We start from the raw sequence: 21,495 nt of genomic DNA on the forward strand, positions 1-21,495 counted from the left end.
AATTTTTTTAATAGTGTATAATTCCCTCTGTGATAGAGACGGTATGCACTCAATAAACTTAAAATGAGACACGGTAAAAAACACAACCACTTAGGCAGAACAACTTCACATCGTAAAGCGATGCTGGCTAACATGGCATCTTCATTGATTAAAGCTAAAAGAATCACGACTACTTTAGCTAAAGCTAAAGCATTACGGATGTATGTTGAGCCTATCATCACTAAATCTAAAAATGATACGACTCACTCCCGTCGTACTGTATTTAGCTATTTGCAAGATAAAGATTCAGTTACTGAATTGTTCCGTGACGTAGCTGCTAAAGTGGCTAACCGTCCAGGTGGTTATACAAGGATCATTAAATTAAACAACCGTTTAGGTGATAACGCTGAAATGGCTTTAATTGAATTGGTAGATTACAACGAAGTTTACGGTGTAGAAACTGAAGTTGCTGAAAAGAAAACTACACGTCGTGGAAGAAGCAAAGCCAAAAAAGGTGATGCTACTGAAGAGAAAGAAGAAGTAGTACAAGCTAAAGAAGAAGTTTTAGAGGCACCAGTTACTGAAGAATCTAAAGAAGATAAAGGAGAGTAATCTTTTTTTATTGTCGATATAAAAACCTTGTTCTGTTAGAACAGGGTTTTTTTTTCTTCTTTATTCCGCCGTATCCCAAGGGTATTTCCTAACTATTGTGGTTTTATTTTTCAATCACCTATCTTTGTTCCGTAATCAAAATTCATGTCCAATCAGCACCTTCTCGAACAATTTCTTCAGCAAACAGTTGATAGCCTCACCAATGATCAGTTCCTCAAAATGTCCTTCGGAAATTATCAGGGGAATGAAAAAGAATTAAAGAACCTGTATATACGGAAGGTTAAAGTCAAACGTGTAGAAATGCTCGCCTTTAATTACAGGTATAAAACACGGGATATTTTTAAGAATTTTCCGGTACTAGAGGGACTGACAAGGATCAGTCATTTGATCAGTAATGATTTTAAAGTATGTACTTTATTTAGTAAGAGTAAAGAGGTGATAATGGAGCATGACAGGAAAGGTATGGTGGGTATTCGTGAGAGGGATGTAGAAAATGCACCCAAAGCTGAACTTTCTCATGACAAAGTAAAAAAGCGTCTTGTTCCTGCTGCTGAAAAGTCCTATCTCACTGATCTCAGGATTACTGACAAGGGTGGGGTTGTTTTTAAAAATGCACAGGACAAGTATAAACAGATTAACCAATATGTATCGTTGTTAGATCCATTGATCAGATCCCTTTCGCTTAAAGGTACTCAAAAGTTGGTAGATATGGGTTCGGGGAAAGGTTACCTGACCTTTGCACTTTACGATTATCTGGTCAACTCTCTGCATATGGAGGCTGAGATTACCGGGGTAGAATACCGAAAGGATCTTGTAGATCTTTGCAATACTATCGCAGGCAATGCAGGTTTTGCGACACTTGGATTTGTCCAGAGTACTATTGAAGAATTTGATGTGGGAAACATTGATGTGCTGATTGCACTTCATGCCTGCGATACAGCTACTGATGATGCCATTTACAAAGGGATTAAGGGGCAGGCAGAACTGATTGTGGTAGCACCCTGCTGTCATAAGCAAATCCGCCGGGAGATGGAAAAAGGAAAGACAAAAAATGAACTGGATTTTCTCATAAGACATGGGATATTCTTGGAACGTCAAGCCGAAATGGTTACTGATGGACTGAGGGCTTTGATCCTGGAGTACTTTGGTTATAAAACAAAGATTTTTGAATTTATTTCCGATGTGCATACTCCTAAAAATGTATTGGTCGTGGGCATAAAATCAAAAAAGACGGTAAACAATAAAGAAGAAATACTGAACAAGATAAGAGAGACAAAAACCTATTTTGGCATTGGCTTCCATCATCTGGAGAAACTACTGGGATTGTGAAGTAAGGATGTGGCAATCTGTGCTGTGTGCTGACAAGCTGTCAGCAATAACAAATGGTTTTGATTTACATTTTAACAGATATCATCAAAGTCTGTCTGTTTAGCTGACAAACGCCAATTGGCACATTGCTTGTTAAACAGATTTCAAATAATAAGAATTCATAAACAAAAAGGGAGATAAATAGCATGTCAAAAATTATTGGTATAGACTTAGGAACAACGAACTCTTGCGTATCTGTAATGGAAGGTAATGAACCTGTAGTTATAGCCAACAGTGAGGGTAAACGTACTACGCCATCCATTGTTGCATTTGCAGAGAATGGTGAGCGTAAAGTAGGTGATTCGGCAAAACGCCAGGCAATCACTAACCCAACAAAAACAATTTATTCAATTAAACGCTTTATGGGCAGCAGCTTTGCTGAGGTAAGTAAAGAAGCGGCTCGTGTACCTTATAACGTAGTTAAAGGTGATAATAACACGCCTCGTGTTGAAATTGATGATCGTAAATATACTCCTCAGGAGATTTCTGCGATGATTTTGCAGAAAATGAAAAAAACGGCAGAAGATTTCTTAGGTCATGAAGTGACTGAAGCTGTGATTACTGTACCTGCTTATTTCAATGATGCACAACGTCAGGCTACTAAAGAGGCTGGTGAAATTGCAGGTTTAAATGTTAAACGTATTATCAACGAGCCAACAGCTGCTGCTTTAGCTTACGGTTTGGATAAAGCACACAAAGACATGAAAATTGTTGTGTTTGACTGTGGTGGTGGTACACATGACGTTTCTGTATTGGAATTAGGTGATGGTGTTTTCGAAGTAAAATCTACAGATGGTGATACACACCTTGGAGGTGATGACTTTGACCACATTATTATTGACTGGTTAGCGGCAGAATTCAAAGAAGAAAACGGTATGGATCTTGCAAAAGATCCAATGGCGTTACAACGTTTGAAAGAAGCTGCTGAGAAAGCTAAAATTGAATTGTCAAGCTCTACTTCAACTGAAGTAAACCTTCCATATATTACAGCTGATGCAAGCGGACCAAAACACTTGGTTAGATCATTGAGTCGTGCTAAATTTGAGCAGTTAGCTGCTGATTTAATTAAACGTACTATTGAGCCTTGTAAATCTGCATTGAAAAATGCTGGTTTAAAAACTTCTGATATCGATGAGATTATCTTAGTTGGTGGTTCTACACGTATTCCTGCGATCCAAGAAGCTGTTAAAGCGTTCTTTGGTAAAGATCCATCTAAAGGAGTAAATCCTGATGAGGTCGTGGCTATCGGTGCTGCAATCCAAGGTGGTGTATTAACAGGTGAAGTTAAGGATGTATTGTTATTGGATGTAACGCCGCTTTCTTTAGGTATTGAAACTATGGGTGGTGTAATGACTAAATTAATTGAAGCCAATACTACTATTCCTTCTAAAAAAGCGGAAACTTTCTCCACTGCTGCTGATAACCAGCCTTCAGTTGAAATCCACATTTTACAAGGAGAACGCCCAATGGCTGCTCAGAACCGTACGATTGGTCGTTTCATCCTTGATGGCATTCCACCAGCACCACGTGGCGTGCCTCAGGTAGAAGTTGCATTCGATATTGATGCAAATGGTATCCTGCATGTAAGTGCTAAAGATAAAGCTACTGGTAAAGAGCAAAAAATCCGTATTGAAGCTTCATCTGGTTTAACTGATGAAGAAATTAAAAGAATGAAAGAAGAAGCGGAGCAAAATGCTGATGCAGATAAAATTGCAAAAGAAGAAGCGGATAAAATCAACAGTGCTGATGCTTTAATCTTCTCTACTGAGAAACAATTGAAAGAATTTGGTGAGAAAATTTCTGCTGATAAAAAAGCACCGATTGAGGCCGGATTAGCAAAATTACAAGCTGCACATGCTGCAAGAAACTTTGCTGATATTGATGTTGCTCAAGAAGAATTAAATGCTGCATGGACTGCTGCTTCTGAAGAAATGTATAAAGCTGGTCAGGAAGGCGCAGCCCCTGATGCAGGTGCTGGTCAACCAACTGGTGAGTCTGCACAAGGTGGTGATAACGTTACGGATGTTGACTTCGAAGAAGTAAAAGACGACAAGAAATAATCGTCGTTGATTCATAGAAAAGGGGGCTCAATTGAATTGAAGCCCCCTTTTTTATATAGGGGAAAGGCTGGACTCTCTATTTCCAGAGATCTTCTGGATATGCGCCATCTTTGATCAGCTGATCGATGCTTGCCTGTACAATAGGCTTATCTTCTTTATAGGTTACCCCAAACCACTTGCTCGCTGTAGGGACAACTTTAAAGTCTGCCGTCTCGGAATTCATGAGTGTTTCTACGACAATCGGAATGTAAAATTCTGATGTAAGGTTTTCTTTGTTGACTGCTACAAAGTCGCGGAAGAGCTCTTCAGAAAGTTTAAATACTTCTGGTGTAAAACCCCAGAAATTCATGGAAACACGGGTATCTATAGCTAATGGATATTGCTCGCTGTCTTCTTCATACACAATAGCCTCTCCACTACGGAATACTTTTGTTCTCTCTGTGATTTCTTCAAGGTATCCATCTGCACTTACTTTACATACCCCACGTGATACAGCACCAAAATCTGACAGTGTATTTCCAATTTCATATCCTACCATGCAATAGTTACTTCCAGTAATTTCCGTAGTCAGGAAGTTAACCATCTTTTCGAATGCATCCAGTCCGTAAAAATCATCTGCATTGATGACGCAGAAAGGCTCATTTATAGCATTTCTGGCAGCAAGTACGGCATGGGCTGTTCCCCATGGTTTTGTGCGCTCAATTTCCAGATTGATACCATACTGCTTCAAGTCGAAGTTCTGAAATACATAATCTGTAGCGATTTTTCCGGCAAGTTTCGGTTCAAAGATGGCCTTAAAATTTTCTTCAAACTCTTCTTTAATGATAAATACCACTTTTCCGAATCCTGCTTTTATAGCATCATAGACCGAATAATCTATGATGGTCTCTCCATTCGGGCCGAACCCATCAATCTGCTTCATGCTGCCATAACGGCTTGCCATCCCGGCAGCCAGTATCAATAAAGTAGGTTTCATCTGGTTATCTGTTGTATTTAAAGTCATGATCTTTTTTAATGTTAAGCAGCGCATGGTATATCAGGCTGATCACATTATCAACATCTTCCATATGGATCATCTCCACAGTGGTATGCATATAACGCAATGGCAGAGAGATTAATGCGGAAGGAACTCCCCCGTTAGAGTAGGCAAAGGCATCGGTATCGGTACCTGTTGAGCGGGAAGATGCTTGGCGCTGGAACGGAATATCATTCTTTTCAGCAGTTTCGATCAGTAATTTATTAAGGTTGGTTTGTACTGCGGGGGCGTAAGATACAACCGGTCCACGGCCACAGGCAAGGTCACCCTGGGTAATCTTGTTGATCATTGGTGTGGAAGTATCGTGTGTAACGTCAGTAATGATGGCTACGTCGGGTTTAATCCTGTGTGCGATCATCTCTGCACCCCTCAATCCGATTTCTTCCTGAACCGAGTTGACAATATATAAACTGAAAGGCAGTTTCTGTTTATTCTCTTTTAACAAGCGGGCAACTTCAGCAATCATGAATCCTCCTGCACGATTATCCAGTGCACGGCCAACATAATAACGGTCGTTTAATACCATGAATTCATCTTCATAGGTAATTACGCAGCCAACATGTACACCCAGGTTTTCTACCTCTTCTTTTGTTGTACATCCACAGTCAAGGAAAATGTTTTTTAAAGCGGGGGCTTCTTCTTTTTCTCCTGCACCACGGGTATGGATTGCCGGCCATCCAAAAACGGCTTTTACCAATCCCTTGTCAGTATGGATATTTACTCTTTTTGAAGGTGCAATCTGGTGATCTGAACCACCGTTTCTGATCACATAGATTAATCCGTCGCTGGTAATATAATTGACAAACCAGGATATTTCATCTGCATGTGCTTCGATGACTACTTTATATGATGCTGAAGGATTGATCACACCAACCGCTGATCCATAGTTGTCGATGAAGCTCTCATCGATGTAAGGTTTTAAGTACTCTAACCAAAGTTTTTGACCTGGGTATTCGAATCCCGTAGGTGATGGATTATTAATATATTCTTCAAAAAACTGGAGTGATTTCTTAGTAACGACAGAAATGTGTTTCTGCTTCTCGTCTTTCTTTTTAGCCATCTTTATATTTTTATGATTGAGCAAATATATAAAGATGGCTTCAAGCGACAATATTTATAGCATAAAATTACCAGCGATACTGGATCCGCGCAGTGAATACATCATCTTTAATGTCATTTTCATACCCCTTGAGCTGGGTACGGTCGTTGACTACGTTTTCATTATAGAAGGTAAATTTCACTCTGGGATTAAATAGATAGGTAATTCCATAACCGAAGGTACTGAATTTGACATCGCCGGCTGTGGTATTGTTGTCAAGGCCAATTTCGTATTCTGAAAGTTTACTGTTGGGATCATATACATCATATCCGACTAGGGCACCGAATTTACTATTCATAATCTGATGCGTAAACCAGACATAATATCCCTGAAAATTCCGGAGATAAAGATCTGTTGCTGGCTGAGTGGAGAAACTCTGGCTGGCTAAAGTTCCGGAGACGGAAGAGGAAGCAGCTACGCCCGGTTGTGTACCGGCAACATATTCGGCTTTTAGGCTTGTTACGCCTAATCTGTTGTCATATTGCAACTGCAGATTTCCACCCAAATAATTTCTTTTCAGGTTTTTCCCGATGTTATCCGGATTGGTATTTGTAATAAATCCCTTGTCCTGAAGTGTGTAGTAATTTTCTGTATCGTTCCTTACCGATCCTTTATAAAAAGAGGCACCAAAACCGAGATGAACCTTTTTACCAGCAAGGCTATCAAAATGAAAGGTGAGGTTACCAACCAGATCTTTTTTTGAATCATAGTCCCTGGCAAAGAGTCCGCTTCCATTGACGATAGCCAAATCGGCAGTAACAAATTTGAATTTTTTGATGGGGTGGTAGCTCAACATTCCACCAATATCCCTTTCCCTTGGCATTAAGGTCTGAAAGACCCTGGCGCGTTCAGGAAAATCCCGGTAACCTGAAGAGTAAATTATAGAATAACCAAATGGTCTGTTGAACAATCCACCAGTAAATTTGAATTGTTTGTAATCAGGGTGGTAGAGTTGTATAAATGCATCCATTAGTTGTAACCCATTTTGAGTTGCGTCTATCTGAAAAACGATACTTGAATATTGATCTGCCCGGTCGATTTTCAGACGGCCCCTGCGGACCATAAAACGGTTGTCTGAATTTTTGGAGAAGTCGCCGCCCGAAAAGGAAGATATCCCAGTTGATTGGGTCTGTTGAAATTGGGTTTGCAAATAACCAGTGATCTTAATATCATGCGGATCATAAGAAGATGGTGCATTGTTATTTTGTGCAACAACCAACATTGGATATAAGAATACCAGGTTTAGCCATTTTTTTTTCATGTAACAGTATAACGGTAAAAATTTTGTGAAAATACGCTTAATAACATATAAAGAGAACATTTCTGCCTGAAAAAGCGTTTGTACAGTAGAGAAGTTATTTTCAGTCTTAAAAGCTTGATTAAATTTTTTTACATCTTTTGTGGAAAAAACTGACTTTAGCTGTTACATTTGAATTTACAAATAAGTTGACCCCTATATAAAATGTTCCTTTTCAATTATCGGCTATCTATTGTCATTGCTTTTGTCAGCATTTTCAGCGTGAGAATGTTGATTTCTGCTACACCGATTTTTGTGTGTATCGACAAGGACACAATGAAGTCTGTCATTATGCAACTGGAGCAGGAACATCCTTCTGACGGGGATGTGAAAGATAGCTTAAAATTGGTAGACTCTAAACTGATTCATCAGTATGCTTATGAAGCATATATCCCGGTATTACAGGATTTTGGGGTCAAAAATTGCTATATTGATCATTTTAAGCGATATGTAAATTCTTTTTATCCCAGCATCCCTACACCGCCGCCTAACTTTTCATATGCTTTACAATCCTGATTAGTATCCTCGGAGAGGATGACTGAATTCACATGAGTTTAAGGAATTTTTATGTAATGTTATGCAGAATAATAATTCAATCTTTTCGAGATTGGATGTGAAAAAATACGTTTTAAAGAAGAATCTAAAACGTGATTTGCCATCCAGTATTGTGGTCTTTTTGGTGGCTTTGCCTTTATGTCTGGGGATTGCACTGGCTTCCGGTGCGCCTTTATTTGCCGGAATTGTCACCGGTGTCATAGGTGGGATTATTGTCGCCAGCGTGAGTGGCTCACAACTCAGCGTCAGTGGTCCTGCAGCTGGATTAACAGTTATTGTGCTAGGTGCCATCGCACAATTGGGCAGTTATCAGGTGTTTTTACTCAGTGTGATGTTGGCGGGCGGGTTACAGATCGTACTGGGTTTTATCAAAGCAGGAACCATTGGAAATTACTTTCCTTCCAGTGTGATTGAGGGAATGCTTGCTGCTATCGGACTGATCTTGATTTTAAAACAACTCCCTCATGCTTTTGGGGTCGATGTTGACTTTCTGGATGAAAATGTATTGAAATCTGGGGCCGATGGTGCATATACCGTAGCTGTACGTGCCTTGCAGCAATTTAATCCTGCGGCAATTGTGATCAGTTTACTTTCTATCGCCACCCTGATTTTCTGGCCTAAAATTCAGCAGGTAAGTGTAGTTCCTGCCCCGTTGATCGTTGTGGTCATAGGTATTGTGTTAAGCATGCTCTTTAGCTATACTGCTTTTGCTTTAAGGACAGATCAGTTAGTTAAGATTCCTGTCGTAAGTGGCTGGACAGAATTCAGCCGACTTTTCAATATGCCGGATTTCTCTGCCATCAGCAGAATGGACGTATGGAAAGTAGCCGGAACAATCGCCATCGTGGCAAGTCTGGAAACCCTGCTCAGTATTGAAGCAATAGATAAAATTGACCCGATAAAAAGAGTTTCTCCCACAAATAGGGAACTCGTTGCGCAGGGAATAGGAAATATGACCAGCGGTTTTTTTGGAGGTTTACCAATGACTTCAGTCATTGTAAGAAGCTCGGCAAATGTAAATGCTGGTGGAAAGACTAAAATGTCGGCCATATTTCATGGGTGCTGGCTTTTACTCTCCTTCCTGTTTATTCCGGCGCTCATCAACATGATTCCACTGGCCTGTCTTGCTGCCATCCTACTGGTTACCGGTTACAAATTAACAAGGATTAGTCTGTTCAAACATATGTACCGGAAAGGTTGGGATCAGTTTGTTCCTTTCTTTATCACTGTAGTTGCAGTGTTGCTGACCGATTTATTAAAAGGAGTAGCGACGGGTATGTTACTCTCTATATTTTATCTGTTGCGTACGAACATGCGTAATCCTTTCTTTTACAGGATACAGGAAGAAGGAAACAAGAAAAATTTGCGGATTAAACTGGCTGAAGAAGTATCTTTCCTAAATAAGGCCGCTATTCAAGTTGTGTTAAATAACATCCCTAAAGAAACTAATGTGATCATTGACGGAGGGAATTCGAGATATATAGATCCAGATGTACTGGAATCTATTTTTAATTTCCGACATTACGCTTATACTAAAGGGATTGTAGTGACATTGGAAAATATAAAAGAGCACTATAAAGTGCCGAAATTAACGGACAAATTAATTAAAGACATTAACAAATAACAAATCATTATGTGCGCAAAAGTTGAACATCATACTCACGAAATCACCTACGAAGGATTATTACAGGGAAACAAAGACTGGGTTGCCGCGACGCTGGCTGAAGACCCTGCATATTTTGACCGTTTGGCTGCAGGACAAAAACCACCGGTTTTATGGATTGGATGTTCTGACAGCAGGGTACCTGCCAATCAGATTACCCATACCAATCCGGGTGATATTTTTGTACACCGTAATATTGCAAACGTAGTTGTTCATACTGATATGAATATGTTAAGTGTACTGGATTATGCTGTAAATGTTTTAGAAGTACAACATGTGATTGTATGCGGGCATTACGGATGTGGTGGTGTACAGGCAGCACTGGGTAACAAACAATATGGGATTATTGATAACTGGCTGAGAAATATCAAGGATACTTACCGTTTGCATTACCATGAGCTTGACATTATCTCTGATGAGAAAAAGAGGTCTGACAGACTGGTTGAACTGAATGTGATGGAAGGGGTATTTAATCTGACCAAGACTTCAATTGTTCAGAACAGATGGGGAGAAGGAAAGAAACTTGGCGTTCATGGCTGGGTGTACAGTCTGGAGACTGGCCTGATCAAAGACTTGCAGGTGACTTCCAATAGCGGGACTCATATTTCCTCAGTATTTAAAATGGACGGGCAAGACAGTAAAAAAGCTTAATCTATTTTTACCGTATCTTTTACTTAGGTATAGAAATCTAAAAAGCCGTTGACAAACCGGCTTTTTAGATTTAAAAACTCTTTTACAGGAATGCAGATGTGATGTCCTGTAAAAAAAGTGATAGGGATATATCTGCTTATCCTAAGAAAGGGTATCTATAATCTTTAGGTGGATCGAAAGTTTCTTTGATCGTACGGGGAGAAACCCAGCGTAATAAATTGATCATTGAACCTGCTTTATCATTTGTTCCGGAACCTCTGGCACCACCAAAAGGTTGCTGACCCACGACGGCACCGGTACATTTATCGTTGATATAGAAGTTACCTGCAGAATTGCGTAAAGCGCCTGAAGCCTGTTCTATCGCATAACGGTCCTGCGCAATCACAGCACCAGTTAAGGCATATCCTGAAGTAGTGTCGATCAGTTCAAAAATCTGATCAAAATCTGCATCTTCGTACACATATACAGACAATACTGGACCAAATAATTCTTCACACATAGTCGTGTATTTCGGATCATCCACAACCAATACGGTTGGCTCAATGAAATATCCTTTAGATTTGTCATAATTCCCACCGGCAACCACTTCAACACCTTTGTCTTTTTTTGCCTGATCAATATATTTAGCCAGTTTATCGAAAGAACGTTCGTCAATCACTGCATTGATGAAATTACTGAAATCTTCAGTTCCACCCATCTTGAATGTTGCCAAATCACGTAACATCAATTCTTTAATCTGTGGCCAGAGGCTTTTGGCAATATAGGTTCTTGATGCTGCCGAACATTTTTGTCCTTGGTATTCAAAAGCACCTCTTAAGATGGCGGTGCTTGATACTTCCACATCAGCAGATCCGTGTACAAGAATAAAATCTTTACCACCGGTTTCACCTACAATACGTGGATATGATTTGTATTTATGAATATTGGTACCAATAGTTTTCCATATATTCTGGAATACGGCTGTAGAACCGGTAAAGTGAATACCTGCGAAATCCGGGCTGTTAAAGATCACCTCTCCCGCTTCAGGACCATCCACATAAACCAGGTTAATCACACCTGCAGGCAAACCCGCTTCAATGAAAATTTCCATTAAAAGGTTAGCGGCGTATACTTGTGTATCTGCAGGTTTCCATACCACTACGTTACCCATCATAGCCACAGAAGCCGGTAAATTAGCAGCAATAGCTGTAAAGTTGAATGGCGTTAATGCAAATACAAAACCTTCAAGAGGACGTTGCTCTACTCTGTTCCAAACACCTCTTGGAGATACAGGCGGTTGTTGTTTATAGATCTCCACCATATAACTCACATTAAAGCGAAGGAAATCGATCAGCTCACATGCTGCATCTATTTCTGCTTGGTAAGCATTTTTAGATTGCCCCAACATGGTTGCTGCATTCAGTTTATAACGGTAAGGACCGGCAATTAAATCCGCTGCCTTCAGGAATATAGATGCACGTTGTTCCCATGCCATATTCTCCCATTTTGATTTTGCAGCTAAAGCAGTATCAATAGCTTCCTGAACATGCGTTTTATTACCTATGCTGTAGGTAGCTAACAGGTGCTGATGATCGTGTGGTGGAGAAACTTTTCCTTTTTTATCAGTATGAACCTGTTTCCCGTTGATATACATTGGAATATCTATCTGTTTCGAGCGACCTTCTTTTAAAGCTGCCTCCAAGAGTTCACGTTCTTTGCTACCGGGTGCATAACCTAATGTAGGTTCATTTACTGGTACTGGAACGTTAAAAAATCCTTTAACCATGATATAAAAATTAATTTTTTTGCAAAGATAGGGTTTCATCACAAATTATTGGTTGTTAATGGCCATGAACCTATCAACATGTTATCCTTTTCAGTTTATGAAGCAGGGGTCGTAAAATAATTGCTATTTTTGAAGCCATAAAATGATAAAATATCTCCGCCTGCTTCTTTTGCCTTTTTCCATCCTTTATGGGGTGGTGGTCATATGCAGAAATAAGCTGTATGACTGGGGCTTTTTTAAATCGGTAAAGTTTGATTTGCCTGTAATCTGCATAGGAAACCTTGTGGTTGGCGGCTCCGGAAAGAGTCCGGTGGCTGAGTATCTGGTAAGGCTGCTGAGCGATTATAAAGTCGCGATTCTAAGCAGGGGTTATGGCAGGGAAACAACAGGTTTTTTACTTGCCGATGGAAATGCTACGGCCAGATCAATAGGAGATGAACCTTTGCAGTTTTACCATAAGTTTCCGGGGGTAACGGTAGCGGTGTGTGAAGACAGGGTAAAAGGGATTCACCTGTTAAAAGACACGCACGATCTCATTATTCTTGATGATGCTTTTCAGCATCGCAGGTTAAGGCCTGGATTCAGTATTTTGCTGTTCGACTTTCAGAAATTTTATTCTCCTCAATTTCTGCTGCCTGCCGGAAACCTTCGTGAGCCTTTTTACGGTTATCAACGCGCTGACGTATTAATGGTCACCAAATCTCCTGAATGGCTGACTTTGGAGCAAAAACAGCATTGTACGCGTAGTTTTGCTACTCTTTACAGGGAAAATCTATTTTTTTCCTCAATTCAGTACCATGATTTAAAGGCCCTTTTCAGTCAGGAGAGTCTATCTGGTACAGGTCTTCTTGGCAGAACTATTTTTTTGCTTACAGGAATAGCAAACCCTAAACCAATATTAAATGAGCTGGGGAGTCTTTCGGCCGAAATTATACACCATGATTATGCCGATCATCATCAGTTTATTCCGGCAGATTTGATTAAATTAGTGGAGGCATTTCAGCGACATCCTGCAAAAGAAAAAATCATCATCACAACAGAAAAGGATGCGCAGCGTTTATTTGATGTTACAATCAAAGAATTACTGCTAGATTTGCCCATATTTTACTTGCCGATAAGGATAGCTGTTCAGGCAGACAGAAAATTTAAATTTGATCAAAAGATACTAGAATATGTTTCAGACACTTCACGAAACCGTAGAATATATAAAGAAAAAAACTAATAGCTTCAAGCCGGAAATTGGTATTGTTCTGGGAACAGGACTTGGGGGGCTAGTTACCGAGATCGAAGTGGAGTTTAGTTTGATGTATTCGAATATTCCTAATTTCCCTATATCTACCCTGGAATTTCATTCCGGAAAACTCATATTCGGAATGCTGAATGGCAAGAAAGTCGTAGCAATGCAAGGTAGACTGCACTATTATGAAGGGTATTCCATGCAGCAGATTACTTTTCCAATACGGGTAATGAAAGCATTGGGCATCCAATACCTGTTTGTATCCAATGCTGCAGGTTCATTAAATTCTGATTTTAAAAAAGGGGATCTGATGGTGATCAATGACCATATCAATTTACAGCCGGAGAGTCCTTTACGTGGAAGAAATGATGCTGACCTTGGCCCAAGATTTCCTGACATGAGCCAGCCTTATGAAAAGAACCTGATCCGGCAGGCTCTAAAAATAGCCGATGAGGAAGGAATCACATGCCATCAGGGGGTATATGTCTCAGTAACGGGGCCAAATCTGGAGACAAAAGCAGAATACAAGTATCTGAGGATCATTGGTGGTGATGCCGTTGGAATGAGTACAGTTCCTGAGGTAATTGTTGCCAATCACATGAGTATTCCTGTTTTTGCCATTTCTGTGCTTACTGATGAAGGATTTCCTGAAGTTTTAGTTCCTGTTAGTTTAGAAGAAATACTGGAGACTGCGAGGGCTGCTGAACCCAAAATGACTAAAATATTGAGCCAGTTAATCGATAATTTATAATGTTTAAAACACTTGTTTTATTTTTATTGTGCTTCATTACTCTTGGAATTGGACAGGCGATAGCACAGGACTTAAAGACTACGGTTAATGAAAATAAGGAATTAGATTCATTGAGGAACAAACTGGAAAATGGAGAGGACTCAGTAGTTTTTACTTCTAAATATGTCCGTTATACGACCCTAAAACTTACGAAGGACAGTCTCCAGACTCTTCCTTTGGATACGAGTTTAAGAAATTTTCAGAATTACAGTCCTATTGCGCAACCCTATAGGCCGGTCATTAATACAGGTAATATTGGTCTTGCTGCCAGGGCATTATTGTTCGAGCCTTCTAAGACTATCGGATTTGATGCAGGATTTCATTCTTTGGATTGGTATGCCATGAACCACGATGATATTATTTACTATCAGGCCAGGTCGCCTTTTACTAATCTGTATTATGCGGGACAACTGAGCGGGGATGCTGAGCAGATTTTTAGGGTTAAACATTCACAGAATGTGAAGAAGAACTTTAATATTGGCGCCAGTTACAATAGGATAGGAGCCAATGGTAACTATACCAGACAAAGGGGAGATGTATTGAACGGAACTTTCTTTACCTGGTATACTTCACCCAATAAGCGTTATACTTTATTTGCCAATGCGATTTTCAATACGTTGAAAGCTTATGAAAACGGATCTACGACAAATGATACCCTTTTTACAGGACAGGCTGGTACAGTGGACCGTATGGCGGAATCGGTTCGTCTGAATAATTCCAGACAGATCTACCGTAAGAATACTTTTTTAGTGAAGCAAACTTATTTTGTCGGGCGTATCGATACTATGGCGCAGGAAATTTCCCAGAAGGTATTGCCAACCAATAAAATTACTTACAGCTTAAAATATGATAAGGATTCCTACGCTTTCCAAAAAGATGAAGACGAAGATCATACGGTTTTAACAGAAGGAATCCAGGATACTAAATATACCAATGACAGTACTTCTGTGAGCCATATTCAAAATGAATTCATATATAGTTTCTTCTTAAGGGGAAAGGGAAGTGCTGTAGTGAAGAATGAGCTGAAGATTGATGCGGGAATAAGACATGATTTTTATAATTATTCTCAGGTTCTTGGTCGCGCAGATACGACGGAATACTACAGAAATAGCAAATCATTCCAGAATATTACTCTTCTTGGTGCACTGGGATATCGTTTCAGCAATAAGATTAATTTAAATGTTGATGTACAACAGATATTCCAGGGCAGACAGGCCGGTGATTATTTATATGAAGCAAAGAGTAATGTCTTACTGAGTAAGAATGTGGGCAGGATTGTTTTAGGTGCATACCTACAGAACAAATCTCCGGAGGAGATTTATGTCCGTTATTATGGAAACCATTACAGATGGCTTCACGATGATTCCGATCCTTCAGAGGCTGCCAGATATGGACAGACGAGCATCCAGAACTTTGAAAGGACAAAAACAGTTAATTTATCCTTTAAATATATCAACGATAAGCTAAAATTCGATGCGACTGCGGAATACTTTCTGATCAATAACTATCTATATTTTACCCTTGCAGATGCAACAGGTGTAGACTCGACATCGATAACCCCTGCTCAAGTTGATGGAAGCATCAACCTGATTAAATTCACTCTGGGAAAGAAACTCAAGTTTGGCAAGTTTAGCCTTGATAGTTATGTGGTCTATCAGAAGACCGATAATGCAGCAATTCTGCGTACCCCGGAGTTGTATATGTTCCATAGTTTTTATGTGAATCAGACAGTATTTAAGGTCTTAAAGACAGATATTGGGTTTGATGTTCATTACAACAGTAAGTACAACAACTACAGGTATTCGCCTGCTGCAAGCCAGTTTTATATTACAAATAATGACACCAAATTTAGCTCTTATCCCGTTGTGGATGTCTGGTTGCGTGTTAGCCTCAGGAAAGCTAATATTTTCCTGAAATATGATTATGCCAATCAGGGCATACAGTCAAATGGTTATTATACAGTGAATAAATATCCGATGCCTGACCGCTTACTGAAGTTCGGGGTAAGCTGGAATTTCTACGATTAATTCTGGATAAGCGATGCAGCTGATTTCCTTATCAGGTTTTTTGATGTTTCTTCTTCGCTGCGGGAAAAAGGACATTGTTCAGGATCAGGCGATATCCCGGAGAATTGGGGTGCAGGTTTAGGTCAGTTGGGGGATCTCCGACAGCATGTTGGTAATCTTCAGGATCATGTCCACTGTAAAATGTGAATTGTCCTTTGCCAATTTCGCCGTGAAGATAGCGTATTTCCGCTGCGCCTTTATTTTCACCCAGTATAGTAATTCCGGGTTTCACCAGACCCTTTCTGAAAGCTGTAGTCTGTCCCATAAATCCTTTGATCACCTTTTCATGATTCTGGGTAAGCATAGTTGGAACGATATCCCATTTCGCAGAAAAATCAAACAAGGTGAAATAATCGTTGGGCTGCATCACTACCCTCGTTTGTGTTACATCAATATTGGAAAATTCATAGTTGGTAGGATTCTGGTCTAGACTGAAATCCTTAAAAGCAAAAGTACGGTTGAAATTCAGTTTCGCCTGAGCTTGGGGATCTGAACTGTCGCCATCAAACATCGTCTCGCAGATATCCACTCCTTCGGCACTTAGCGCAATATCAAAACTGTCTGTAGCTGAGCACATTGCAAATAAAAATCCACCTCCTGCACAAAACTCACTCATTTTTTTTGTGACTGCAAGCTTCATCTGCGATACTTTGGTAAAACCATTTCTTTTCGCAGCAGCTTCCTGATTTCTGACATCCTCCCTGTACCAGGAGGCATCCCTGAAAGAACTCCAGAAACGTCCATACTGACCTGTGAAATCTTCATGGTGTAAATGGAGCCAGTCATATCCGACCAGTTTGTCCCTCAATACTTCATCGTCATAGACAATATCATACGGAATTTCTGCATAGCTGAGCACCATTGTTACAGCATCATCCCAGGGGAGTTTACTTTTAGGGGAGTAAACGGCAATTTTAGGTGCTTTTTCGAGCCTGACCATTTCCATGTTTACTTCCGGATCACTAATCTCATTCAATATTCCGGAAACTTTGGCATCGGCCAGAACCTGATAAGAGACCCCCCTGGTATTGCATTCGTTTTCTATAGCCTTATTGTATTGAATAAGGAAACTGCCGCCCCGGTAATTCAGCAGCCAGCTTACTTCCGCATTCTGCCTGATACTCCAATAGGCAATGCCATAGGCTTTGAGATGGTTTTTCTGATCTTCATCCATATAAATCAGGATAGAGGAAGCTTTTGCACCGAGGGTAATCAACATAAATAATATAAAAATAATTCTTCTCTTTCTCATGTTGATTTCATTTGTCTTTAACTGCTGTTTTCTTCAATACATTCCCCGAATGATGAACCAGTGCGTCGTATGACACAAACAGCTCAGCTCATAAACCCTCCGTTTAAACGGGTATATGATTCAGGGTCTTTCCAGACGTACTGGCTGAAAGCAGAACCTACATTAATCGCTTAACAGTATACGAATCTAATTTTTTTAATACGCTTATGGAAAAATCATAGGCACAATAACGTAAAAATCAATCATAATCTATACATTTATCGGTCGTACGGGTTTTTAAACCTTTAGTTTATCTAGTCATTTCAATTTACTAAATTTGACACCTACAAAAAAGAATATGAGCAAAGCAATAATAAAAACAGAAAAAGGCGACATGACTGTCGAGTTTTTTGAGAAGGATGCACCTAAGGCAGTTGCAAACTTTAAGAAATTAGCAAGTGAAGGATTTTATGATGGTATAGCATTTCACCGTGTTATTCCTAATTTTATGGTACAAGGTGGATGTCCTAATTCAAAAGATCCTGCTAAAGCACATTTAGCTGGCACAGGAGGCCCTGGATATAAAATTGACTGTGAGACTAGTGGTGATAACCAATTCCATGACCGTGGTGTATTATCTATGGCGCATGCAGGTCGAAATACCGGAGGATCACAATTTTTCATCTGCCACAGTAGAGCAAATACTGCACACCTAGATAGAGTACATACTGTATTCGGTAAAGTGATTGAAAATGTAGATATTGTTGATGACATCAGACAGGGTGACAGAATTTTAACGATAGAAGTTCTAGCAGATTAATCGATATGAATTTAAGAGGAATTGTAGCCGTTACCGGCAGACCAGGTTTATTTAAACTTGTTGGGCAAAATAAAGCAGGTTATGTACTGGAAGGTTTAGATGCTCAGAAGGTTAAAATTGTAGCCAATATTTCTACAACTAAACTGGCTTCACTGGAAGATATTACTATCTATGGTGAAGATGAAGATTTAAAACTTATAGACGTTTTAGCAAATATTGCTGCCCTGGAGGGGAATGTTCCGGATGCTAAAGCTGATGCTTCAACATTAAGGACTTTATTTCTTGAAGTAGCTCCGTCACATGATCAGGATAAAGTATATACATCCGATATGAAAAAAATTGTGACCTGGTACCATTTGTTGAAAGATCTTCCTTTATTTAGTGAAGATGCTCCAGGAACATCAGAGGTTCAGGATGCAGCTAAATCTGAGGAGAAAGTAGAGAAAAAGGTTAAGGCAACACCGAAACCTTCTAATGCGAAAGCGCCAAGTAAAACTGCACAGCCAGCTAAAAAAGCAAATATGACAAGTAAAAAGGGGGTTTAGTCCCATCTTGTCTAACAAAAAAGCCGGATATATCCATTGTATCCGGCTTTTTTTATGTTTAGTGAATCTCGTAGTTTACAAGAAATACATGATTAAAGCAAAGGCAATAAGGCCAACAAGGATAGCAATATTGACCATGCGGCTCTCATTTCTTCTGCTTGTTCTGAATGTATACTTTCTTTTAAAATCTTTTGGCTGCATAATAAACTCCTTTCTTCATATGAGATGTAATAATATCCGTTATTCCATAAAATTAATGACAATTCGGGGATACGGATCTTTTTCATAGCGTTTTTAAGGTATTATTTTATTCGTGGTGGTAAGGTTCGCCCTTCAAAATACTGAAAGCCCGGTAGAGTTGCTCTACAAAAAATAAACGGACCATCTGATGGGAAAAAGTCATATCCGATAGGGAAATACTTCCATTTGCCCTTTTGTATATACTCTCGTCAAAACCATATGGACCTCCAATAATAAACACCAGCTGCTGAACGCTTCCAATCATTTGTTTGTTTAAATAATCTGAAAACTGAATAGAGGTATACTTTTTACCCTTTTCATCCATTAAAATGACCATGTCGAGGTTACTGACCTGCTTCAGGATCAGCTCTCCTTCCTTAGCTTTCTGCTGTGTCTGGGTCAGGTTCTTCGTGTTTTTAATATCGGGAATAATCACTAGGTTAAACCCTATATAGTGTTTTAAGCGGCTCAGGTACTTTTCTATACCTTCAATCAGGTATTTATCTTCTGTTTTTCCTACGGCGAGTAATGTTATCTTCATTCAGTTTTGATCAGGTAATGATGTTTTTTCTATATTTAGAATTTTAGAGGATATTCAAAGATATGGTAAAATCGAAAGATAGTATTTTTAAGGACTATCAAAATAACGTAGAAATTCAGGAAACACTCATCCATTCATTAAAGAAAACGCTGAATAACATCTCTTTGCAGCGTCTCGGATTATTTCTGGTCGAAATTGCATTCGTTGCCTTGATCATTAGTTCCGGATATGACTGGCCTATTGGAATTTTAATGTGTATTCCTGTACTTGCCTTTATGTATCTTGTAAAGCGGCAGACTGCAGTACAGCAAGAACTTGATTATGCCAAAAAGTTACTCTTTGTATTTAAAAATGAACTAAACATATATCATGGTGGAAAAAATGGATATGCAGATGGCACTGTCTTTGCCTGTGAGGAACATCCCTATTCGGCTGATCTAGATATTTATGGCTCCTCTTCCTTATATGCATTCATTAACCGTTCCAATACAGTGACAGGCATGAAGTTACTTGCTGACAGCCTCGGAAAGCATACCGAACCTAATTTAATCAACGAACGTCAGTCAGCTATAGCAGAGCTGATCAGCCATATTCACCAGACTTTCCATTTCAGGGCGGGGCTTCAAAGCCATAAGCCGGAACAACTGGATATTATTGTCGATAAACTGAATCATGACATGCCTGAGCAGCTGAAGTTTACTCGGAACAAGTTATTGCAGTATTACGTCAGTTTCACCCCCTTTCTTTCCTTAAGCTTGATTATTGCAGGAACTTTTTATGGAGGTGTAAATTATTCATTTCTAGGGTTGTATGTTCTTTTTAATGCGGCGCTTAGCTTTTTCCATTTAAAACACATCAATCAGGTTTATTACGGTTTCAGTGGAAGTTCAGGTTTATTGAATGACATATCCGGAACGATCAGATGGACAGAAGAAGTGAAATGGGAAAGCAGTTATATCAGCCGCTTCTTCCATTCTGGAATAGCCGTTTCAGGAAACAGTAACGTTCCGCTGAGTAAAAGGATTAAGGCCTTATCTGCAATTATCCAGTCGTTTGATATCCGGCTGAATATTCTTGTCGGTTCTTTTTTTAACCTGTTTATGTTGTGGGACTTCAGGTGTGCAATTAGGCTGGGGAAATGGTATGACCAGTCTTCAGAAGAACTTGTCCATGGAATTCACCGGATCAGCCAGTTTGAAGAACTGATTTCCTTTGCTACACTCCAGTACAATGAACCAGAATGGTCAGTGCCTGTGGTCATGGAAGATTTCCATTTCTCCACGAGAGCACTTGGACATCCCCTGATTAAGGAAAATAAACGGATCAGGAACGATTATGGGTTTGAGGCTACATCTACAGTAGATATTGTAACGGGGTCAAATATGGCCGGGAAAAGTACCTTCCTGCGTAGCTGTGGGATTAATATGGTGCTTGCATTCGCCGGTGGACCTGTTTGTGCTGCTGAAATGAAGGTTTCCATTTTTGAGCTGCTTACCTATATGAGAATAAAAGATTCCCTGAACGATCAGACCTCCACCTTCAAAGCGGAGTTAAACCGTTTAAAAATGATTTTGGAAGGCGTACGTACCTTGAGTCAGCCCTTGGTCTTAATTGATGAAATGTTGCGCGGAACCAATAGTAAGGATAAATATCTTGGATCCAAAGTGTTTATTCAAAAGATGATCACGGAAAAGACACCGGCTTTATTTGCTACGCATGATTTGCTGCTTTCAGAGATGGTAGATGAATATCCTTTAGAGGTAAGGAACTATCATTTTGATATACAGCTTGCGGGTACAGAAATGAAATTCGATTACAAATTAAAACATGGTGCCTGTAAGACTTTCAATGCCGCAATTTTGCTGAAGGAAATCGGCCTGAGCTTTAATCCTGAGGAACACATATAAGGTTTTTTATAGGGGATTTTAGAAATATGAGGT

At 39.6% G+C, this 21,495-nt stretch carries 18 protein-coding genes; 12 read left to right on the forward strand and 6 right to left on the reverse strand.

Going from position 1 to position 21,495, the window contains the following annotated elements:
- The first annotated feature begins 63 nt into the window (after positions 1-63).
- The 3 genes from rplQ to dnaK all read left to right on the forward strand — a co-directional run bounded on the left by rplQ (position 64) and on the right by dnaK (position 4,019).
- On the forward strand, positions 64-591 hold the full coding sequence (gene rplQ, locus ACSBL2_RS02840) for a 50S ribosomal protein L17 (RefSeq protein WP_442590163.1): 528 nt from the start codon (positions 64-66) through the stop codon (positions 589-591).
- A gap of 144 nt (positions 592-735) precedes the next feature.
- On the forward strand, positions 736-1,920 hold the full coding sequence (locus tag ACSBL2_RS02845; RefSeq protein WP_442590164.1) for a class I SAM-dependent methyltransferase: 1,185 nt from the start codon (positions 736-738) through the stop codon (positions 1,918-1,920).
- Between the two features lie 185 nt (positions 1,921-2,105).
- Positions 2,106-4,019: a molecular chaperone DnaK gene (gene dnaK, locus ACSBL2_RS02850; RefSeq protein ID WP_442590165.1), complete on the forward strand. Its 1,914-nt coding sequence runs from the start codon at positions 2,106-2,108 to the stop codon at positions 4,017-4,019.
- A gap of 76 nt (positions 4,020-4,095) precedes the next feature.
- On the opposite strand, the gene ACSBL2_RS02855 is transcribed toward dnaK, so the two are convergent.
- From ACSBL2_RS02855 to ACSBL2_RS02865, 3 genes are all read right to left on the reverse strand, one after another.
- On the reverse strand, positions 4,096-4,995 hold the full coding sequence (locus ACSBL2_RS02855; protein ID WP_442592264.1) for a nucleotidyltransferase family protein: 900 nt from the start codon (positions 4,993-4,995) through the stop codon (positions 4,096-4,098).
- Between the two features lie 4 nt (positions 4,996-4,999).
- On the reverse strand, positions 5,000-6,115 hold the full coding sequence (locus ACSBL2_RS02860; protein ID WP_442590166.1) for a M42 family metallopeptidase: 1,116 nt from the start codon (positions 6,113-6,115) through the stop codon (positions 5,000-5,002).
- A gap of 67 nt (positions 6,116-6,182) precedes the next feature.
- The gene (locus ACSBL2_RS02865; RefSeq protein WP_442590167.1) at positions 6,183-7,415 is read right to left on the reverse strand and encodes a porin; all 1,233 of its coding nucleotides are present in this window, start codon (positions 7,413-7,415) and stop codon (positions 6,183-6,185) included.
- Positions 7,416-7,616: 201 nt separating this feature from the next.
- Here ACSBL2_RS02865 and ACSBL2_RS02870 point away from each other — a divergent pair, with 201 nt between their 5' ends.
- The 3 genes from ACSBL2_RS02870 to can all read left to right on the forward strand — a co-directional run bounded on the left by ACSBL2_RS02870 (position 7,617) and on the right by can (position 10,320).
- On the forward strand, positions 7,617-7,967 hold the full coding sequence (locus tag ACSBL2_RS02870; RefSeq protein ID WP_442590168.1) for a hypothetical protein: 351 nt from the start codon (positions 7,617-7,619) through the stop codon (positions 7,965-7,967).
- A gap of 61 nt (positions 7,968-8,028) precedes the next feature.
- Complete coding sequence (locus tag ACSBL2_RS02875; protein WP_442590169.1) at positions 8,029-9,630, forward strand: SulP family inorganic anion transporter; 1,602 nt, start codon at positions 8,029-8,031, stop codon at positions 9,628-9,630.
- Between the two features lie 9 nt (positions 9,631-9,639).
- A complete protein-coding gene (gene can, locus ACSBL2_RS02880; protein ID WP_442590170.1) occupies positions 9,640-10,320 on the forward strand; it encodes a carbonate dehydratase in 681 nt (226 codons plus the stop codon).
- Positions 10,321-10,456: 136 nt separating this feature from the next.
- Here can and pruA read toward each other — a convergent pair whose 3' ends face one another.
- Positions 10,457-12,085 carry an L-glutamate gamma-semialdehyde dehydrogenase gene (pruA, locus tag ACSBL2_RS02885; protein WP_442590171.1) on the reverse strand — a complete coding sequence of 543 codons (1,629 nt, stop codon included), beginning with the start codon at positions 12,083-12,085 and terminating at the stop codon, positions 10,457-10,459.
- A gap of 142 nt (positions 12,086-12,227) precedes the next feature.
- Between pruA and lpxK the strand changes: the two genes are divergently transcribed.
- From lpxK to ACSBL2_RS02900, 3 genes are read left to right on the forward strand one after another with little or no spacing between them, the layout of a single operon-like run.
- On the forward strand, positions 12,228-13,307 hold the full coding sequence (gene lpxK, locus ACSBL2_RS02890; RefSeq protein WP_442590172.1) for a tetraacyldisaccharide 4'-kinase: 1,080 nt from the start codon (positions 12,228-12,230) through the stop codon (positions 13,305-13,307).
- The gene (locus ACSBL2_RS02895) at positions 13,258-14,073 is read left to right on the forward strand and encodes a purine-nucleoside phosphorylase (protein WP_442590173.1); all 816 of its coding nucleotides are present in this window, start codon (positions 13,258-13,260) and stop codon (positions 14,071-14,073) included. Before lpxK ends, ACSBL2_RS02895 begins: the two co-directional genes overlap by 50 nt.
- Positions 14,073-16,139, forward strand: coding sequence for a putative porin (locus ACSBL2_RS02900; RefSeq protein WP_442590174.1), 2,067 nt, complete (start codon positions 14,073-14,075; stop codon positions 16,137-16,139). The genes ACSBL2_RS02895 and ACSBL2_RS02900 overlap by 1 nt, the downstream gene beginning before the upstream one ends.
- 31 nt (positions 16,140-16,170) lie before the next feature.
- Here the strand turns inward: ACSBL2_RS02900 and ACSBL2_RS02905 are convergent, their stop codons facing one another.
- A complete protein-coding gene (locus tag ACSBL2_RS02905) occupies positions 16,171-17,352 on the reverse strand; it encodes an asparagine synthetase B (RefSeq protein ID WP_442592265.1) in 1,182 nt (393 codons plus the stop codon).
- A gap of 415 nt (positions 17,353-17,767) precedes the next feature.
- Here ACSBL2_RS02905 and ACSBL2_RS02910 point away from each other — a divergent pair, with 415 nt between their 5' ends.
- Both ACSBL2_RS02910 and ACSBL2_RS02915 read left to right on the forward strand, forming a co-directional pair.
- On the forward strand, positions 17,768-18,229 hold the full coding sequence (locus tag ACSBL2_RS02910) for a peptidylprolyl isomerase (RefSeq protein ID WP_442590175.1): 462 nt from the start codon (positions 17,768-17,770) through the stop codon (positions 18,227-18,229).
- A 5-nt stretch (positions 18,230-18,234) separates the two neighbouring features.
- Positions 18,235-18,774, forward strand: coding sequence for a DUF5606 family protein (locus tag ACSBL2_RS02915; protein ID WP_442590176.1), 540 nt, complete (start codon positions 18,235-18,237; stop codon positions 18,772-18,774).
- A 307-nt stretch (positions 18,775-19,081) separates the two neighbouring features.
- Here the strand turns inward: ACSBL2_RS02915 and rlmH are convergent, their stop codons facing one another.
- On the reverse strand, positions 19,082-19,555 hold the full coding sequence (gene rlmH, locus ACSBL2_RS02920) for a 23S rRNA (pseudouridine(1915)-N(3))-methyltransferase RlmH (protein WP_442590177.1): 474 nt from the start codon (positions 19,553-19,555) through the stop codon (positions 19,082-19,084).
- A 62-nt stretch (positions 19,556-19,617) separates the two neighbouring features.
- On the opposite strand from rlmH, the gene ACSBL2_RS02925 reads away from it, so the two are divergent.
- On the forward strand, positions 19,618-21,462 hold the full coding sequence (locus ACSBL2_RS02925) for a MutS-related protein (RefSeq protein ID WP_442590178.1): 1,845 nt from the start codon (positions 19,618-19,620) through the stop codon (positions 21,460-21,462).
- Positions 21,463-21,495 lie beyond the last annotated feature (33 nt).

This window comes from Pedobacter sp. AW31-3R (genome assembly GCF_052180285.1).
Classification (GTDB): Bacteria; Bacteroidota; Bacteroidia; order Sphingobacteriales; family Sphingobacteriaceae; genus Pedobacter.

Coding starts and splice junctions, on each gene's coding strand:
- rplQ (WP_442590163.1), top strand. CDS start 64: ATGAGACACGGTAAAAAACACAACCACTTAGGCAGAACAACTTCACAT.
- ACSBL2_RS02845 (WP_442590164.1), top strand. CDS start 736: ATGTCCAATCAGCACCTTCTCGAACAATTTCTTCAGCAAACAGTTGAT.
- dnaK (WP_442590165.1), top strand. CDS start 2,106: ATGTCAAAAATTATTGGTATAGACTTAGGAACAACGAACTCTTGCGTA.
- ACSBL2_RS02855 (WP_442592264.1), bottom strand. CDS start 4,995: ATGAAACCTACTTTATTGATACTGGCTGCCGGGATGGCAAGCCGTTAT.
- ACSBL2_RS02860 (WP_442590166.1), bottom strand. CDS start 6,115: ATGGCTAAAAAGAAAGACGAGAAGCAGAAACACATTTCTGTCGTTACT.
- ACSBL2_RS02865 (WP_442590167.1), bottom strand. CDS start 7,415: ATGAAAAAAAAATGGCTAAACCTGGTATTCTTATATCCAATGTTGGTT.
- ACSBL2_RS02870 (WP_442590168.1), top strand. CDS start 7,617: ATGTTCCTTTTCAATTATCGGCTATCTATTGTCATTGCTTTTGTCAGC.
- ACSBL2_RS02875 (WP_442590169.1), top strand. CDS start 8,029: ATGCAGAATAATAATTCAATCTTTTCGAGATTGGATGTGAAAAAATAC.
- can (WP_442590170.1), top strand. CDS start 9,640: ATGTGCGCAAAAGTTGAACATCATACTCACGAAATCACCTACGAAGGA.
- pruA (WP_442590171.1), bottom strand. CDS start 12,085: ATGGTTAAAGGATTTTTTAACGTTCCAGTACCAGTAAATGAACCTACA.
- lpxK (WP_442590172.1), top strand. CDS start 12,228: ATGATAAAATATCTCCGCCTGCTTCTTTTGCCTTTTTCCATCCTTTAT.
- ACSBL2_RS02895 (WP_442590173.1), top strand. CDS start 13,258: ATGTTTCAGACACTTCACGAAACCGTAGAATATATAAAGAAAAAAACT.
- ACSBL2_RS02900 (WP_442590174.1), top strand. CDS start 14,073: ATGTTTAAAACACTTGTTTTATTTTTATTGTGCTTCATTACTCTTGGA.
- ACSBL2_RS02905 (WP_442592265.1), bottom strand. CDS start 17,352: ATGGATGAAGATCAGAAAAACCATCTCAAAGCCTATGGCATTGCCTAT.
- ACSBL2_RS02910 (WP_442590175.1), top strand. CDS start 17,768: ATGAGCAAAGCAATAATAAAAACAGAAAAAGGCGACATGACTGTCGAG.
- ACSBL2_RS02915 (WP_442590176.1), top strand. CDS start 18,235: ATGAATTTAAGAGGAATTGTAGCCGTTACCGGCAGACCAGGTTTATTT.
- rlmH (WP_442590177.1), bottom strand. CDS start 19,555: ATGAAGATAACATTACTCGCCGTAGGAAAAACAGAAGATAAATACCTG.
- ACSBL2_RS02925 (WP_442590178.1), top strand. CDS start 19,618: ATGGTAAAATCGAAAGATAGTATTTTTAAGGACTATCAAAATAACGTA.